Genomic DNA, 15,984 nt, shown 5'->3' with positions numbered 1-15,984 from the left:
CGGGGTACCGGGAGGTTCGGCGGCGCAGACCCGGAGCCGCCGGAAGGCCTCCCGCCGAGTGGACCACTTGTTCATATAAGTCATCACTGAAACAATGGCCGGCGTGCACGCGTTCGACATCCTCGGCGACCCGGTCCGGCGCCGCATCCTGGAGCTGCTGGCCGACGGCGAACTGCCGGCCGGCAGCATCGCCGCGACCATCAACGCGGAGTTCGGGATCAGCCAGCCGGCCGTGTCCCAGCATCTGCGGGTGCTGCGCGACAACGGATTCGCCACCGTGACAGTGGCCGGGACCCGGCGCCTGTACGCCGTCGCCCCCGAACCGCTGCGCGAGATCGACGGCTGGCTGGACCGCTACCGGAAGTTCTGGGACAACCGGCTGGACGCCCTGGAGACCGAGATCCGTCGCGGCCGCCGCTGAAGGTGTCCGCCGCTGAAGCGCAAGAAAACCGAAACCTTCCGCCCGCTGTCTGCATCGAGGATGTAGACGACCAAGGAGGGGGCACGGATGCGAGCGATCATTGCCAACCTGTGCATGTCGGAGGACGGGATCGTGGACCGGCCGGAGCGCTGGCTACCAGCACCGGCACTCGGGGGTGTGATCGACGAACTGACTGCCGGCGCGAACACCGTGCTGCTCGGCCGCCGTACCTATGAGCAGTACGCCGGATCGGTCGCGGGACTGCGGTCGGTCCGCAAGCTCGTGCTCGCGTCGACCCCGGTGGCGTACCAGCCGCACAGCGAAGTTCTGAAGGGCGATCCGCGCCGGGTGCTGGCCGCACTCAAGCAGGTGCCGGGTCCGGACCTGCATGTGATCGGCAGCCTCAGTCTGATCCGCTCACTGCTGCGGTGGCGGCTGCTGGACGATGTGACGTTGCAGATCCACCCGGTCCGGGCCGGGCAGGGCACTGCGCTGGACCGGCGCTCCTTCAAGCTCATCTCTCTGTGCGCGGGACTCTCCGGCACCCTCGAGGCGGGCTACAAGGTGCACTACGCGGCGACCGGAGCGCTCTCGAGCGTGGAGTCGGCCGGCCGATGGGGAGGTACCCGCAGGACCGCGACAGTGCCGAGCACCCCGAGGACTGCCATCAGGGCCCACGCGTAACGGACACCGAAGGTCTCCACGACCACACCGCCGACGGCCGAACCGGCCGCGGAGCCGAGCATCCCGCCGCTGAGCACCCAGCCGAACATCTCGGTCCGGGCAGCGGCCGGGGTGATCGCGCCGAGCCGCTCGTACAGCGCACCGACCGTCGGCGCGATCAGGCAGCCGGACGCGAACAGCCCGATCGCGAGCGCGACCACCGAGGCAGTCGCGAAGAAACAGCCGGCGATGAGCACGGTGAAGACCAGCATCCGCTTCCAGACGTAGGAATCGCGCCCGCCTGGTAGCGCACCGCCGACGAGTCCGCCGATCAGGCTGCCGAGCGCGGCCACGGTCTCGAGAATGCCGGCGATCAGCCGATTGCCGTGCTCGTCCGCGAAGGCGACGATGCCGAGTGACATCGCCGCGAAGCCCGTCACCATGCAGGCGAACGCGATCACCAATGGCAGCCGGTGGCGATGCCACAGCAGCTCCCGGGCCGTGACTCGCTTACTCCCGACCGCCACTTCGGTGGCCGTGGATTGCTGCTTCAGCCCGAACCACCAGATCGCTGCGGCAGCCAGAACCGCACAGGACAGCAGACCGGCTCGCGGACTCGCGATGCTGACGATGACTGCGCCGAGCATCGGCCCGACGACGAACAGCAGCTCAGTGGCTGACGCATCGAGGGCGTAGAGCACCCGGAGCCGGCCGCCTTGCACCAACCGCGGCCAGGCGGCCCGAGAGGTCGACGCAACCGGGGCCACGCAGAGTCCGGCCAGGGCAGCGGCCACCGGCAGCACCCGGAACCAGCTGTAGGGCAGCAGGGCGGTCACCGCCATCATCAGTGCCCACGCCATCCCGGTGATGATGACGACCCTGCGCGCGCCCCTGCGGTCGGCCATCCGGGCCCACACGACGCTGGCGACCGCCGTACCGATGGAGTAGGCACCTGCGACCACACCGGCCCAGCCGAAGTTGCCGGAGGCGTCCTTGGCCAGGAACGCCAGCGGGACCATCGTCGCCATCACCGGCATCCGGGCAGTCAGCGCTGCGGCGAGCAGCGTCATCACACCAGGGGTTCGCCAGAGGTCGCGGTACGCGGTCAGGTCCATAGGGATGATTCTGTCCTGACATAGTCGTCCGGCGCGTCGGGATTTCTCCCTATCTTGATCCTCGGAGAGTATGCGAACATATGTTCGTGACGGCGGATGCGGCGACGATCCTGCATGCCGACCTCGACGCCTTCTACGCGTCGGTCGAGCAGCGGGACGACCCGCGCCTGCGCGGCCGGCCGGTGATCGTCGGCGCCGGGGTCGTGCTCGCCTGCAGCTACGAGGCCAAGGCGCTCGGTGTGCGGACGGCGATGAACGGCGGCCAGGCGCTCCGGCGCTGCCCGCACGCGATCGTCGTCGAGCCGCGGATGTCGGCGTACTCGGAGGCCAGCAAGGCGGTCTTCAAGGTGTTCGAGGACACCACCCCGCTGGTCGAAGGGCTGTCGATCGACGAGGCGTTCCTCGACGTCGGCGGCCTGGCGAAGATCTCCGGTACGCCGATGGAGATCGCGCGCCGGCTGCGTGCCGAGGTGCTTTCGCGGGTCGGGCTGCCGATCACGGTCGGAGTGGCGCGGACGAAGTTCCTGGCGAAGGTGGCGAGTGGGGTCGCCAAACCGGACGGGCTGCTCGTGGTGCCCCCGGCGTACGAGCTGGAGTTCCTGCATCCGCTGGATGTTTCGCGGTTGTGGGGTGTGGGCGAGGTGACCGCGGAGAAGCTGCGGACGCGCGGTCTGACGAAGGTCGGTGACGTGGCCCAACTACCGGAGGCCGCGCTGGTCGCGATGCTCGGGCGGGCCTCCGGGCGGCACCTGCATGCGCTCGCCCACAACCGCGATCCGCGGCCGATCGAGGTCGGGCGACGACGACGATCGATCGGTTCGCAACGCGCACTCGGGCGATCGCGGAAGTCGCCGGCCACACTGGACGCCGTACTGGCCGGGCTCGTCGATCGAGTGACCCGCCGGATGCGGTCGGCCGGCCGGTCCGGGCGCACCGTCACCCTTCGGCTCCGCTTCGACGACTTCACCCGCGCCACCCGGTCCCACACGTTGCCTCAGGCAACAGACCAGACCCGCGCCGTCCTCGTCACCGCCCGCGCCCTGCTCGCCGCCGCCCAGCCTCTGATCAGCACCCAGGGCCTCACCATGATCGGCATCTCGGTCGGCAACCTCGAGAACGAAGCAGCCCAGCAACTCGCCCTCCCCTTCGACAAAGCCGCCAACAACGAACTGGACACCGCCCTGGACCAGGTGAAGGACAAGTTCGGCACCAACGCCATCACCCGCGGCGTCCTCCTCGGCCGGGACCAAGGCCTCACCATGCCGATGCTGCCGGACTGATCAGGAGCGGGGGTAGCCGATTTCGGCGATGCCTTCGGCCAGGTCGGGGAGGCGGCGTTCGCGGTTGAGGGAGGTGACGACGTACTCGGTCAGGGGCATCAGGGCGTAGATGTGGCGGATGGGCTCGATGTCGAGCTCGACGCCGAAGTAGTCCTCGGCGAAGGACAGGTATGCCTCCGGGCGGCCGTCGGCCAGGAGCTCGAACAGGTAGTTCGCGCCATCGCTGTTCGCCTCCACCGGGCCGGATTGCCAGGCGTCGTCGGTAGTCGTCCGCCAGAAACACACGGTCGCGCGCGGGACGCCCTCGTCGCAGAACGCCGGTTCGTCGCGGGCCGCATGGAAGACGTCGGGGACGCCGTCCAACAGGCCCGGCCAGACCTTCATGCCGTTGGCGTACGGCGACATCGGCGACTCGTGGTCGAACCCGTACGCGAAGGCGCCCTCGGGGGAGAACACGATCGAGTACTCGTTCCCCGAGCCGTCCCGCATCAAGGCGGCTTCCTCGGTCTCCGACCAGCGCGCGTCGAACGCGAAGAACGGCAGGATGTCGTCGTCACCGCCGAGCACCAGATCGAGGACGGCGAGCGCGCGACTGACCCGGCGGACCGCCCCGATATCGGGCAGTCGCCGGATCACTTCGTAGACGGACATCCGGTCATTGTTCCCGATGTCCCGCGGATTACCGGCGCTGAACGGCTTCCTCGGCGACCTCGACCAGCTCGCGGTCGGTGGCCTCGGTCTCCGGGTCGTGGGCCGGCTCCAGCCGGTCGTGCGCGATCAGCGACTGGATCGCCCGCAGGACGGCACTCGCGGCCGCACCCCAGGTGGAGACGTAGGAGAACTGCCACCACCACAGCGCCTCGACGATCCGGCCCTCTTCGTAGTGCGCCAGGCCGTGCACGAGGTCGGTCGCGATCGCGGTCAGGTCGTCGGAGAGCCGGTTCACCGTGATCTCCGGCGGTGCGGCGTACGGGTCGAAGACCTCGGCGTACTCGTCGAGGCCCTCGAAGAGCACCGCCAGCCGGTCCCGCATCGCGTCCAGGTCCGGATCCGGGCCTGCGTCGGACTCGAAGCGCTCCTCCGGGACGAAGTCCTCGAAGGCACCCAGCCGGCCGCCGGCCAGCAGCAGCTGGCTGACCTCGAGCAGCAGGTACGGCAACGAGGCGAGCCCCTCGTCCACACCGTCCTCGTCCGGCTGCGCGGCGATGTCGCGCACCGAGATCAGGAAGCTCTGCACCTGGTCGGCGATCTGCTCCGCGAACTCGGTCAGGTCGTCCGAGCCGATGCTCAGCGTGCGCTCTGCCATATCGGTTGATTCAGTCATCGATCGATCGTCGCCCTTCAAACGCCCGTCCGAGTGTGACCTCGTCGGCGTACTCGAGGTCACCGCCTACTGGAAGTCCACTAGCCAATCGGGTCACGCGCAAGCCCATGGGCCGCAGCAACCGGCTCAGGTACGTCGCCGTCGCCTCACCCTCGAGGTTCGGATCGGTGGCGAGGATGATCTCCATGATCTCCCCACCGGCCAGCCGCTGCAGCAGTTCCTTGATCCGCAGCTCGTCCGGCCCGATCCCCTCGATCGGCGAGATCGCCCCGCCGAGCACGTGGTAGCGGCCGCGGAACTCCCGGGTCCGCTCGATCGCGACCACGTCCTTGGCCTCTTCGACCACGCAGATCAGACTCAGGTCGCGGCGCGGGTCCCGGCAGATCCGGCACTGCGGCTCCTCCGCGACATTGCCGCAGATCTCGCAGAACTTGACCTTCTCCTTCACCTGCACCAGCACATGCGCCAGCCGCCGTACGTCGGTCTCGTCGGACGCCAGCAGGTGGAACGCGATCCGCTGGGCGGACTTAGGACCGACTCCCGGCAACCGGCCGAGCTCGTCGATGAGGTCCTGAACGGCCCCCTCGTACACGTCAGGCCGGGTTCTGGCCGGGCGGACCGGACGGGTGGCTGAAGCCGATGCTGCCGCCCGGGAGCTGCGGGCCTGCCGTGTCACCAGGCACCGTGTCGCCGCCAAAACCGGGCAGGCCACCGGCCAGCGGGCCCATCGCCTGGGCGGCGGCGGCCTTCGCGTTCTCCGAGGCGTCCCGGACCGCGGCCACGATCAGATCGGCCAGCGTCTCGGTGTCTTCGGGGTCGACGGCTTCCTTCTTGATGTCCAGACGGAGCAGCTCACCCGTCCCCGACACCACGGCAGCCACCAGACCGCCACCCGCGGACCCCTCGACCTCCTGGGTTTCCAGGTCGGCCTGGGCCTTCATCAGCTGGTCCTGCATGGCCTGAGCCTGCGCAAGCAGGTTGGACATGTCGAAACCGCCAGCACCGCCACCGTCGAACACGCGATCTCCTCGTCGAGCCGCCACCGAATTCCCACCAACCCTAGCCGGTCGCCCCGACAACCCTTGGATCCCCCGGAAACCGACCAGTCTCCCCAAGTTTTCCACAGGGGTGTGAACATCTCCGTCCACACCCCTGTGGAACTTGTGAAAACCCGCGCTGGTTATCCACAGATGCTGTGCACACCCGGTGGACAATCAGCGCTGCAGCGCCAGCCGGGCACCGAGTCCGATGAACAATCCACCCGTGGTCGCATCGAGCCGCCGCCGGGCCTTCTCCCGGGTCCGCAGCCAGCCTCCGATCCGCCCGGCGGTCACCCCGACCGCCCCGTCCACCAGGAACTCGAGCGCGACCAGCACCGCCCCGAGGATCGCGAACTGCACCCACAGTGCCCCACGCGCCGGGTCCACGAACTGCGGCAGGAACGCCAGCGTGAACGTCACCATCTTCGGGTTGATCAGATTGGTCAGCAGCCCCATCGAGTACGCCCGCCGACCGGACACCCCGGCCCGCTCCGCACTCTCGTCGAAGCCCTTGCCCCGATTGCGGATCATCTGGATCCCCATGAACACCAGATAGGCGCCACCCACGATCCGCGTCACCGTGAAGGCAGCCGGCACCGCGGCGAACAACGCGACCAGCCCGGCCGCCGCCAACGCCACATGAATGATCTCGCTGGTGGCAACCCCAGCCGTGGCCAGCACCCCGGCCCGAGCACCACCCCGGATCCCACACCCCAGCACGAACAACATGTCCGGCCCCGGAACCACCATCGCCAGCAACGTGGTCAGAACGAACGCAACAAAGACCTGCTCATCGATAGGCACCCCACGATGCTCACACGACGAGGTGTCGCCTCACCTGGATCCGTTGGTCTCCTCGAGGATGATCTCTGCGCCCAGCGTGTCCCGCAGCAGATCGGTGTGCGAACGCGAGTCCTCCTCGAGCACCACATCGTCCTCACCAATAGCGTCCGCCTCTTCCTCCGGCGTCAACGCCTTCACCTCAGCCACCGGCGCAGCCGCACTGCGCCGAGCCTGCTCAGCCGCCACCGCAGCCACAGCCGCCCGCCGCTTACTAGCAGCCTGCTGTGCCCGATCCCCCTCGCCAGCAGCCGCCGCTTCAGCCGGTGCCTGTGCCGGTGCCGCCGATGTGCTCTGCTCCCACGCCTCGGGCTCCGGTACGTCGTACTCCGGGTCCGGCGGCGGCTCCTGCAAAGCAACAGCGCCCGCCTCGTCCCCCCAGCTCCCCGAACGAGCAGCACCAGCTCCGACGCCACCCGCCGGCCGGGCCACAACCTCCGCAGTTCCACTCTTCGCAGCTACTGCTGCGGGGGCCGATGAGACACCGCTGCCGGGTCTCCCGACCGATCCGCCAGCAGGCGAACTGCCGACAGCATCAACCGGAGCGCTTGGCCCAGGAGCGCTGCCACCGCTTGCTCCAGCCGCTGGGGCACCGGCCGACGCGCCGGATCCGCCACTGGGCGGGGCACCGGTTCCACCAGGCGCAGGCGAATTCGCTCCACCCTGCGGCCCACCAGCACGCGGCGCCGCGACGCCACCACCGCCCGCACCGGGATCAGCGGACGGGTCAACCACAGCCTCGATCCGCCGGTTCAGCCCGATCGTGTCGATCATGGCCTCCCGCAGAATCTCGTCACTCCCGGACCGCGCAAAACTCTCCCGCGCCCCGGCATTCACCATCCCCAGCGTCAACGTCTGATCGTCGACCGCGATGACCTGCGAATTCTGGCTCAGCATGATCCACGCGAACCGCCGCTTGGCCTTCACAGCCTCCAGCACCTGAGGCCACAACCGCCGAACATCCGCCAGCCCCACAGCCCCCACCGAAGGCGACCCCACCGGCGCACTAGGCCCAGCAGCCGGAGCCGCCACCGGCGGCGGACTCACCCCCGCCGACTCATCCCCCCAAGCCCCCTGCCGCCCACCGGCCACACCACCCGCAGCCGCAGCACCGCGCGAAGCCCCGCCCCCACCAGCACCGCCAACCGCTCCACCCGCAGAACCACCGTCAGCGCCACCAACCGCGCCCGGCGCACCACCCGCAGCACCTGTCCCGCCGCCAGCACCGCCCGCAGCACCCGATCCACTGCCACCAGCACCTGGGGCACCACCCACGGCGTCTGCTCCGCCTGAGACACCGCCAGCACCAGCCGGTGCCCCACCCCCAGCACCTACTCCACCGCCAACACCGCCCGCGGCACCCGCCGCAGCGTCTGCCCCACCTGGCGCACCGCCTGCGGCACCTGCGACACCGCCAGCACCAGCCGGTGCCCCACCCCCAGCACCTACTCCACCGCCACCACCGCCCGCGGCACCCGCCGAACCGCCTGCGGCACCTGCCGCTCCGCCCGCGGCGTCAGCCGCGCGACCCATGTCACTCCCCGCACCCGTTCCAGCTGCACCAGGCCCACTCACCGAACTCCCGGCGGCAGCGGCGGGACGTGGCACCGCAGCACCCGCCGCATGGCCGCCCGCCGGACCACCGGCTACCTGACCACGGTCACCCGTGCCAGCGTCCGCCGTACCGGAGGTTGCCTGCCCACCGGCCGCCGCGCGAGCGGCAGCTCGGCTAGCGGCAGCGTCGGGGGCCGGGTCAGACCCGACATACCCACCGCCGTCCGCCGCAGCAGGGACCCCCATGGACAGACGGCGCTCCATACGATCGAGGCGAGCCTGAATCCCGTTCGTAGAGTCATCCGCCCCCGGCAGCAGCACCTTCGCGCAGATCAGCTCAAGCTGCAGCCGCGGAGCCGTCGCCCCACGCATCTCCAACAGCCCCGCCGCAACAATGTCCGCAGCGCGCGTCAGCTCAGCAGCGCCGATCCCAGCAGCCTGCGTCTGGAGACGCTCGCCCTGATCCTCAGCAGCCTCGATCAGCCCGGAGAGCACCGCATTCGGCACCGCGGACAGCACCACAAGATCCCGCAACCGCCGCAACAGATCCTCGGCGAACCGCTTCGGATCCTGCCCGGTCTCGATCACCTTCTCGACCGTCTCGAACACGGCCCTGCTGTCATGCGCCGCAAACCCGTCAACACACGCATCCAGCAGCGAATCCGGCGTGAACCCGAGCAGCGCAACCGCCAACTCGTACGTCACCCCATCCGGCCCCGCCCCACCGATCAACTGATCAAGCACACTCAGCGAGTCACGCACCGACCCCGCCCCCGCACGCACCACCAGCGGCAGCGCGGCGGCCTCGATCGCGACCCCCTCGGCCTCGCACAGTGTCGCCATGTAGTCGCCGAGCGCCTTCGGCGGCACCAACCGGAACGGATAGTGGTGCGTCCGGGACCGGATCGTCCCGATCACCTTGTCGGGCTCGGTGGTGGCGAAGATGAACTTCAGGTGCGGCGGTGGCTCCTCGACCAGCTTCAGCAGGGCGTTGAAGCCCTGCGTGGTCACCATGTGCGCCTCGTCGATGATGTAGATCTTGTAGCGGCTCTCGACCGGCGCGAAGAACGCCCGCTCGCGCAGATCCCGCGCGTCGTCGACACCACCGTGCGACGCGGCGTCGATCTCGATCACGTCGATACTGCCCGGCCCGCCGCGAGCCAGGTCGGTGCAGGACTTGCAGACCCCGCACGGCTCGGCGATCGGGCCCTTCTCGCAGTTGATCGCACGAGCCAGGATCCGGGCGCTGGTGGTCTTGCCACACCCGCGCGGCCCGGAGAACAAGTAGGCGTGGTTGACCCGGTTGTTGCTCAGCGCGTTCCGCAGTGGCGCGGTGACGTGATCCTGGCCGATGACCTCGGCGAACGTCTCCGGGCGATACCGGCGGTACAACGCAAGGGGTGCTTCCACGCCGCAACCCTAGCGCCGCCCGCCGACAAAACCACCGCCGCCCGGATCGGATCCGCGCGCCGGTGCCGGCCCGCCTAGGGTGAGCGGATGGGCTCCGGCGACGAGCGGTACGACGTGATGATCCAGCGCGCCCAGGAGCGCCTCCCGGCCGACGACCGGGTCCTGGCCGTCTACCTGATCGGCAGTTACGGCACCGGCACCGAGGACCGCTTCAGCGACCTGGACGTACACCTGGTGGTGACGGACGCGAGCATCAGCTGGTTCGAGCAGCACTGGGACGACGTACTGCACGAGATCGCCGGCCCGACCGTCTTCACCGACCGCCTCCCCGGACTCGCCGGCGGTCTCGGCATCACGCCGGACTGGCTGCACGTGGACCTGATCGCGCACCCACTCGCCTCGTTCGACCGCTTCCAGTACGACGGCGTCCGGGTACTGTTCGACCGCGACGGCACCCTGTTCCCCGACGGCGATCAGCCGGCCGAGCACGGTCGCCCGGGAACGCCGTACTGGCCCGAACACGTGGTCCCGATGTTCTTCTACTTCCTCGGCAACCTGGTCACCGTCCTCGGCCGCGACGAACGCGTCGTCGCCAACCAAGGCATCGGCGTGGTCCGCGACCTCCTGATCCGGCTGATGCTCGCCGAGCGCGGAGTCCGCCGTACCAGCGGCGCCAAACGCCTCAACGCCCTGCTCTCCACCGAACAACGCACAACCCTGGAAGCCGTCCCACCAGCCGGCTACCACCCAGCCGACATCATCGCCGCCAACCAGTACCTCTGCCGCGAAATGCTCCACCGCGGCCAAGCCCTGGCCCAGCTAACCGGCACCCCCTGGCCCACCGACTTCATCGACGCCACCCTCACCCACCTCCACCACCACCTCGGCGTCCCCTTCACCTGACCCAGTACGACGCTGAGCACGCCTCAACCACTTGCCCAGCCACCAGGTAGTCGACGGGTGCTCAAGGTGCCGCCCGCGAGGAGGCCTATCAGCTGACCTGCCGCGGTGGTGAAAGACAGCAGCAGTCGCCTCCAACTGGAGAGCGAAACCTCCCGAAGGCTCCAGCTAGCCGCCCACGGCCGAGTCGCACGCACAACTGCCGATCATCGAGTGAAGCCACCGTGCGGAGGCGAGCATGGTGAGCGAGGCGGGCCGCCGACACCGTCCAACTCCGGGCGGGTGGTCCGGTTCACGCTCAGCCGGTCCTGCCTGACCGGCCCGGGAGCAGGTTGATCAGTGGCACAGGTCCGCCCCGGCCACGGTCCCCACCAGGACCACCAGGTGCACCAGGCGCACGGGGCGCAGCAGGCGCGGGCGAAGCCACCGTGGCGAGTGCGGGGAGTGTGCGGTCGACTGGAACCTGCGTGTCGTGGGCAATCGATTGCCAGCAGCACGGTCCGCACAGTCGGCGACGGACCAGCCGCCGGCTGGGCGCGAGCGAAGCCGCCGTGCCCGGCGACCACGTACCACCCACACGTCGAGCAGGGCGTAATACCCACATCGAGCAGGAGAGTTCCCGTTCGGCGGGTGGACCTATCGCGTGGCGGGTGGGCTAGGTGCATGCGGTTGGCACACCCACCGCCAGGTGGGCCAGCCCATCAGATGGGTGCAAGCGGAGAGCACGGTGCGCGGAAAGCACGGTGCGCGGAAAGCACGGTGCGCGGAAAGCACCGTGGGCGAAGAGCACCGTGGGCGGAAAGCACCGTGGGCGGAAAGCACCGTGGGCGGAAAGCACCGTGGGCGGAAAGCACCGTGGGCGGAAAGCACCGTGGGCGGAGAGGGCGGTGGGCGGAGAGGGCGGTGGGCTGATTGGAGCCGGCCCACAGCTACTGGTCCGCCCTGACCCGCTGGCACTGGTCGGGCCTGACCCGCTGGCACTGGTCGGGCCTGACCCGCTGGCACTGGTCGGGCCTGACCCGCAGGCACCGGTCGGGACTGGCCCGCTGGTAGTGGTCGGGATTGCGCCGCAGGCAGATGGGGCTCCCGCTGTTCGCGGGAGCCCTTGCTGGGATGGGGTGTTACTCGAGGTGGTAGTTGGCGAAGCGGGTTCGGAGGTCTTTCTTGGAGAACTTGCCGACTGAGGTCTTGGGGACCTCTTCGATGAACTCGACCGCGTCCGGGAGCCACCACTTGGCGACCTGGGGGCGGAGGTAGTCGAGGATCTCGTCGCCGGTGACCGAGGCGCCCTCCTGCAGGACTACGCAGGCCAAGGGGCGCTCGTCCCACTTCGGGTGGGGGACGCCGATGACGGCGGCTTCCTTGACGTCGGGGTGGGCCATCAGTAGGTTCTCCAGCTCGACGGAGCTGATCCACTCGCCGCCGGACTTCACCAGGTCCTTGGTCCGGTCGACCAGCCGGACCGATCCGAACTTGTCGATCGCCGCCACGTCGCCGGTCTTCATCCAGCCGTCCTCGGTGTTGAGGACGACGCCGGCGTCGGGCCGGTAGTAGTCGGCCGCGATCCAGGGGCCGCGGACCTGCAGCTCACCGGTGGCTTCGTCGTCCCAGGGCAGTGGGGTGATCGAGCCGGGCTCGACGATCCGCACCTCGACGCCGGGGATCGGGACGCCTTGCCGGGCGCGCAAGTGGGCCTGCTCCTCCTCGGGGAGGTGTGCATATCGCGGGGGCACGTGAGCGGCGGTCGCGACCGGACTGGTCTCGGTCATCCCCCAGGCCTGCAGGATCGGCTTGCCGAGCTTGGCCCGGAACGCCTCGGACAGCGCCAGCGGCACCGCGGAACCACCGCACGGGATCCGGCGCAGCTTGGGCAGCTCGACCCCGTCCAGCAGCGGCAGCAACCCCTGCCAGATGGTCGGAACCCCGGCCGCCAGCGTGACGTCCTGCTCCTTCATCAACTTGAGGATCCCTGCCGGGCTCATGTCCGGCCCCGGGAAGACCAGGCTCGCGCCGGCCATCGGCGCCGCGTGCGCCAGACCCCAGGCGTTCGCGTGGAACATCGGCACGACCGGCATCACGGTGTCCGTCTCGGCCAGGCCGATCGCGGAGTTCGTCAGGACGCCGATCGAGTGCAGCCAGGTCGAGCGGTGCGAATAGACGACACCCTTCGGATTCCCCGTCGTACCGCTCGTGTAGCACATGGCGGCTGCCTGGTTCTCGTCCTCGACGTGGAACTCGACCGGCTCGGCCGCGGCCAGCAGCTCCTCGTAGTCGTGGAACCGCGGGTCGTCCGGTAGCTCCACACCGGGTGCACCGGCGGGCAGATCGTCCATCACGACGATGTGTCTGAGCAGTGGGAGACGGTCGAGCAGCGGCAGGAACAACCCCAGCAGCGAGCGGTCGACGAAGACGACCTCATCCTCGGCATGATTGGCGATGTACACGATCTGGTCGGGGAAGAGTCTGATGTTGAGCGTGTGCAGCACCCGGCCGGTGCACGGGGCCGCGAAGTACAGCTCGAGGTGGCGCCCGGAATTCCAGGCGAAGGTGCCGACCCGGCCGTCCGCGGTGATCCCGAGCGTGTCCAGCACCCCGCCCAGGCGTCTGGTCCGCGCGGCCCACTCGCCGTACGTCGTTGTCGTCGGCGCCGGCCCGCCGGTGTGCACGGTCCGGTCCGGGTAGAACTGCTCGGCCCGGAGAAAAATGGTGTCCAGGGACAGCTGGTAGTCCTGCATCAGACCCTTCATGCAGACACTGTGCCAGTCCCGATGTCGCGTTGACCATGACCTCAGCAGGACTTTTTCCGGCACTCTTCCTGCATCCAGATAGATGACATGACATACGTGTCGTGTAATCTATTAAGCATGAAGGTTCTGGAGGAGCTGCGTTATCTCGTGCTGGCGATCCAGCGCGAGGGCAACCGGCTGCTCGCCGCGGAGCTGCGCCCGCTGGGGATCACGCCCTCACAGGCCGAGGTTCTACGGGTCCTGCGCGACCACGGTCCACTCACGCTGAACGCACTGGGCGGACTGCTGGTCTGCGAGACAGGCAACAGTCCCAGTCGTCTCGTGGACCGCCTCGTTGCCCAGGGCCTGGTGCAGCGCAGCGTCGACAAGGTGGACCGGCGCTACCTCGCGCTGAGCCTGACCGCCCAGGGCCGCGCGCTGCACCGCCGCATCGTCACCGCGGAGAACCGGCTGCACCGGACCATCGACAGCCTGGTCGCCGACCGCGAGCTCAGCGAGACGATCGCTACCCTCCGCGCCGTCGCCGACGGCTTCCCCGCCGGCGCCGCCCTGGCCCGTCGGCGCGACCCCGCCCACGCACTCGCCCAGGAGAGATAGACATGGAGCAAGCCACCGACACCATCCCAGCCGGGCCGACCGCCATCCGGCACCTCCTCCTGGACGCCCTGACCCTCCCGGAGTGGAACGAGGCCTTCCTCGCCATCGACGGCCCGCCCTCGGCAGCACAGGGCGCCCACTACGCGCTGCGCGTGCGCCCCGGCCTGTCCGGCGAGCTGCACTACACGGCCGTCGAGGCGGACCGGATCGAGATCACCTGGCAGGTCCCCGGCTTCCGCGAGGTCGGCACCTGGACCATCGGCCCGGACAGCAAGGTCACCCACACCTTCGAGCAGACGGGCCCACTCGCCACGGTCCTGCGCCCGGCGTACCGCAACATCGCCACCATCCGCCTGGCCCGCCTCGCCAACCGCCTCCGCGAGCTCGCCCACAGCGCCTAGGCTCCGCACATGCTCATCGAGGTCCGCGGAACCAGGCTGTACGTCGACCGCCGCGGTGCCGCGGATGCGCCACCACTGCTCTTCCTGCACGGCGGCCCGGGATCCGGCTCGTACGACTTCCTCTTCTTCCAGGGCGACCGGCTGGCCGAGCGGCTGCAGGTGATCGGCGTGGACCAGCGCGGCGTCCAGCAGTCCGACCCACTCACCGCACCGATCACCGAGCTCGATCTGCTCGCGGACTTCGAGGCCCTCCGCGAGACACTCGGCGTGGAGAGCTGGTCGATTCTCGGCCACTCGTTTGGCGGCCGCCTGGCACTCCGGTACGCCGTTGCACACCCGGACACCGTCACGAAGGTCGTCTTCGAAAACCCGGCCTGGGACGTGCGGCTGAACTCCGAGACGTTGATCCGCGCAGCACAGCGCATCGCGCCCGCCGTACAGCTTCTGCCGCATGAAGGCCCCGCGACCAAGCAGATGCGGGACGACCGGATCGCGCTCCTGCATGAGCTGGGCGACCGCCGGATGGAGATCTACCTCGGCCCCGACACCAAGGAGCTGGTCCTCCCCGCCGACACCGAGATCCCTGACGAGCTGCACGCTCGCTCCGGCCGCTTCTCCGAGGTCATCACCCAGACTCCGGAGTTCCTCGAGTCGTTGTTGCCACTACTCGCGCAGATCACCCAGCCGGCTTTGCTGATCAAGGGCGCGCATGACCCGGTCACCAGCCCGGAGGAGATCGCCCGGTACCAGGCCGACGTACCGGACGGGACCTATTACTCCGCGGCGACTGCCGGGCATTTCGTGCATGCCGAGGCGGCGGACGCCTACACGCGAGTGGTGACGGACTTCGTCCTCAGCTGAAAGCGAGCGGTACGACGCGCTTGTGCGCCGTCCGGCGGTGGGTCGCGATGATCGTGCTCGCGGCCTTCTCGTCAACCTCACGACCCTCGAGGAAGTCGTCGATCTGGTCGTACGTAACGCCGAGAACCAGCTCGTCGGGGACACCCGGGTTGTTGGTCTCGAGGTCCGCGGTCGGCACCTTGCCGGTGATCTCCGGGGCCGCGCCGAGACGCGCGCCGACCTCGCGCACGCGGCGCTTGGTCAGCCCCGAGAGCGGCGTCAGGTCGCACGCGCCATCGCCGTACTTGGTGAAGAAGCCCATCACGGCCTCGGCCGCGTGGTCCGTCCCGACCACCAGACCGCCGCGCGCGCCGGCCACCGTGTACTGCGCGATCATCCGCTGCCGCGCCTTGACGTTGCCGACGTGGAAGTCCTCGCGCTCCCCGAACCCGGCGTGCCGCACCGACTCGACCATGGCATCGGTGGCCGGCTTCACGTCGACCACGAGCGTCTCGTCGGGCCGGATGAACTCCAGTGAGCGCTGTGCATCCGCCTCGTCGGCCTGAACGCCGTACGGAAGCCGCATCGCGATGAAAGTCGCCTGACCACCCTCACCGCGGACCCGCTCGACCGCGAGCTGGCACAGCCGCCCCGCGGTCGCGGAGTCGACGCCGCCGCTGATGCCCAGCACGTACGACGTCGCGCCCGTCCGGCGGAGCTGGTCGGCGAGAAACTCGACCCGGCGCTCGATCTCGGTCTCCGGATCGAACGACGCCGGCACACCCAGCTCGGCGATGATCAGTTCCTGCAGGTAGCGGCGCTCGTCGCTCATCGGGGCTCCCTCACGGGCCT

At 69.3% G+C, this 15,984-nt stretch carries 16 protein-coding genes; 7 read left to right on the top strand and 9 right to left on the bottom strand.

From position 1 onward, the window contains the following. The first annotated feature begins 94 nt into the window (after positions 1–94). The gene (locus ACFCV3_RS06585) at positions 95–421 is read left to right on the top strand and encodes an ArsR/SmtB family transcription factor (RefSeq protein ID WP_376026771.1); all 327 of its coding nucleotides are present in this window, start codon (positions 95–97) and stop codon (positions 419–421) included. Positions 422–508: 87 nt separating this feature from the next. Continuing rightward, positions 509–1,105, top strand: a complete 597-nt coding sequence (locus ACFCV3_RS06580) for a dihydrofolate reductase family protein (protein WP_376026770.1) — start codon at positions 509–511, stop codon at positions 1,103–1,105. Here the strand turns inward: ACFCV3_RS06580 and ACFCV3_RS06575 are convergent. Then, positions 991–2,199 carry an MFS transporter gene (locus ACFCV3_RS06575; RefSeq protein ID WP_376026767.1) on the bottom strand — a complete coding sequence of 403 codons (1,209 nt, stop codon included), beginning with the start codon at positions 2,197–2,199 and terminating at the stop codon, positions 991–993. The two genes, ACFCV3_RS06580 and ACFCV3_RS06575, sit on opposite strands and share 115 nt — an antisense overlap. An 80-nt stretch (positions 2,200–2,279) precedes the next feature. Between ACFCV3_RS06575 and dinB the strand changes: the two genes are divergently transcribed. Then, a complete protein-coding gene (gene dinB / locus ACFCV3_RS06570) occupies positions 2,280–3,479 on the top strand; it encodes a DNA polymerase IV (protein ID WP_376026766.1) in 1,200 nt (399 codons plus the stop codon). Here dinB and ACFCV3_RS06565 read toward each other — a convergent pair whose 3' ends face one another. From ACFCV3_RS06565 to ACFCV3_RS06540, 6 genes are all read right to left on the bottom strand, one after another. Further along, positions 3,480–4,130, bottom strand: a complete 651-nt coding sequence (locus ACFCV3_RS06565) for a hypothetical protein (RefSeq protein ID WP_376026763.1) — start codon at positions 4,128–4,130, stop codon at positions 3,480–3,482. Between the two features lie 28 nt (positions 4,131–4,158). Continuing rightward, entirely contained in the window at positions 4,159–4,803 is a 645-nt protein-coding gene (locus ACFCV3_RS06560) for a DUF5063 domain-containing protein (RefSeq protein ID WP_132175992.1), read from the bottom strand. Further along, positions 4,796–5,395 carry a recombination mediator RecR gene (gene recR, locus ACFCV3_RS06555; RefSeq protein WP_132415977.1) on the bottom strand — a complete coding sequence of 200 codons (600 nt, stop codon included), beginning with the start codon at positions 5,393–5,395 and terminating at the stop codon, positions 4,796–4,798. Before recR ends, ACFCV3_RS06560 begins: the two co-directional genes overlap by 8 nt. A 1-nt stretch (position 5,396) precedes the next feature. After that, entirely contained in the window at positions 5,397–5,822 is a 426-nt protein-coding gene (locus tag ACFCV3_RS06550) for a YbaB/EbfC family nucleoid-associated protein (RefSeq protein WP_376026760.1), read from the bottom strand. A 195-nt stretch (positions 5,823–6,017) separates the two neighbouring features. Beyond that, positions 6,018–6,647: a LysE family translocator gene (locus ACFCV3_RS06545; protein ID WP_376026759.1), complete on the bottom strand. Its 630-nt coding sequence runs from the start codon at positions 6,645–6,647 to the stop codon at positions 6,018–6,020. Between the two features lie 30 nt (positions 6,648–6,677). After that, a complete protein-coding gene (locus ACFCV3_RS06540; RefSeq protein WP_376026756.1) occupies positions 6,678–9,647 on the bottom strand; it encodes a DNA polymerase III subunit gamma and tau in 2,970 nt (989 codons plus the stop codon). Between the two features lie 87 nt (positions 9,648–9,734). Between ACFCV3_RS06540 and ACFCV3_RS06535 the strand changes: the two genes are divergently transcribed. After that, entirely contained in the window at positions 9,735–10,550 is an 816-nt protein-coding gene (locus ACFCV3_RS06535) for an aminoglycoside 6-adenylyltransferase (protein WP_376026754.1), read from the top strand. Positions 10,551–11,668: 1,118 nt separating this feature from the next. Here ACFCV3_RS06535 and ACFCV3_RS06530 read toward each other — a convergent pair. Then, positions 11,669–13,294 carry a long-chain fatty acid--CoA ligase gene (locus ACFCV3_RS06530; RefSeq protein WP_376026753.1) on the bottom strand — a complete coding sequence of 542 codons (1,626 nt, stop codon included), beginning with the start codon at positions 13,292–13,294 and terminating at the stop codon, positions 11,669–11,671. 117 nt (positions 13,295–13,411) lie between these two features. On the opposite strand from ACFCV3_RS06530, the gene ACFCV3_RS06525 reads away from it, so the two are divergent. The 3 genes from ACFCV3_RS06525 to ACFCV3_RS06515 are packed head-to-tail and all read left to right on the top strand — an operon-like array spanning position 13,412 to position 15,153. Continuing rightward, positions 13,412–13,891: a MarR family winged helix-turn-helix transcriptional regulator gene (locus ACFCV3_RS06525; RefSeq protein WP_376026751.1), complete on the top strand. Its 480-nt coding sequence runs from the start codon at positions 13,412–13,414 to the stop codon at positions 13,889–13,891. A gap of 2 nt (positions 13,892–13,893) precedes the next feature. Further along, positions 13,894–14,292: an SRPBCC family protein gene (locus ACFCV3_RS06520; protein ID WP_376026749.1), complete on the top strand. Its 399-nt coding sequence runs from the start codon at positions 13,894–13,896 to the stop codon at positions 14,290–14,292. Between the two features lie 9 nt (positions 14,293–14,301). Next, the gene (locus tag ACFCV3_RS06515; protein ID WP_376026746.1) at positions 14,302–15,153 is read left to right on the top strand and encodes an alpha/beta fold hydrolase; all 852 of its coding nucleotides are present in this window, start codon (positions 14,302–14,304) and stop codon (positions 15,151–15,153) included. Here the strand turns inward: ACFCV3_RS06515 and nadE are convergent. Then, entirely contained in the window at positions 15,146–15,964 is an 819-nt protein-coding gene (gene nadE / locus ACFCV3_RS06510; RefSeq protein WP_376026743.1) for an ammonia-dependent NAD(+) synthetase, read from the bottom strand. The genes ACFCV3_RS06515 and nadE overlap by 8 nt on opposite strands. Between the last annotated feature and the right edge of the window lie 20 nt (positions 15,965–15,984).

The sequence above is a fragment of the Kribbella sp. NPDC056345 genome (assembly GCF_042262745.1).
GTDB lineage: Bacteria > Actinomycetota > Actinomycetes > Propionibacteriales > Kribbellaceae > Kribbella.
Note: the sequence above shows the minus strand (reverse complement) of the source record. Positions and strands in the feature narration are given on the sequence as shown.

Bases quoted from the DNA above. Each gene is read 5' to 3' on its own strand.
- ACFCV3_RS06530 (WP_376026753.1), bottom strand. From the start codon at position 13,294: ATGAAGGGTCTGATGCAGGACTACCAGCTGTCCCTGGACACCATTTTT.
- nadE (WP_376026743.1), bottom strand. From the start codon at position 15,964: ATGAGCGACGAGCGCCGCTACCTGCAGGAACTGATCATCGCCGAGCTG.
- ACFCV3_RS06520 (WP_376026749.1), top strand. From the start codon at position 13,894: ATGGAGCAAGCCACCGACACCATCCCAGCCGGGCCGACCGCCATCCGG.
- ACFCV3_RS06525 (WP_376026751.1), top strand. From the start codon at position 13,412: ATGAAGGTTCTGGAGGAGCTGCGTTATCTCGTGCTGGCGATCCAGCGC.
- ACFCV3_RS06535 (WP_376026754.1), top strand. From the start codon at position 9,735: ATGGGCTCCGGCGACGAGCGGTACGACGTGATGATCCAGCGCGCCCAG.
- ACFCV3_RS06575 (WP_376026767.1), bottom strand. From the start codon at position 2,199: ATGGACCTGACCGCGTACCGCGACCTCTGGCGAACCCCTGGTGTGATG.
- ACFCV3_RS06515 (WP_376026746.1), top strand. From the start codon at position 14,302: ATGCTCATCGAGGTCCGCGGAACCAGGCTGTACGTCGACCGCCGCGGT.
- dinB (WP_376026766.1), top strand. From the start codon at position 2,280: ATGTTCGTGACGGCGGATGCGGCGACGATCCTGCATGCCGACCTCGAC.
- ACFCV3_RS06580 (WP_376026770.1), top strand. From the start codon at position 509: ATGCGAGCGATCATTGCCAACCTGTGCATGTCGGAGGACGGGATCGTG.
- ACFCV3_RS06565 (WP_376026763.1), bottom strand. From the start codon at position 4,130: ATGTCCGTCTACGAAGTGATCCGGCGACTGCCCGATATCGGGGCGGTC.
- ACFCV3_RS06585 (WP_376026771.1), top strand. From the start codon at position 95: ATGGCCGGCGTGCACGCGTTCGACATCCTCGGCGACCCGGTCCGGCGC.
- ACFCV3_RS06560 (WP_132175992.1), bottom strand. From the start codon at position 4,803: ATGACTGAATCAACCGATATGGCAGAGCGCACGCTGAGCATCGGCTCG.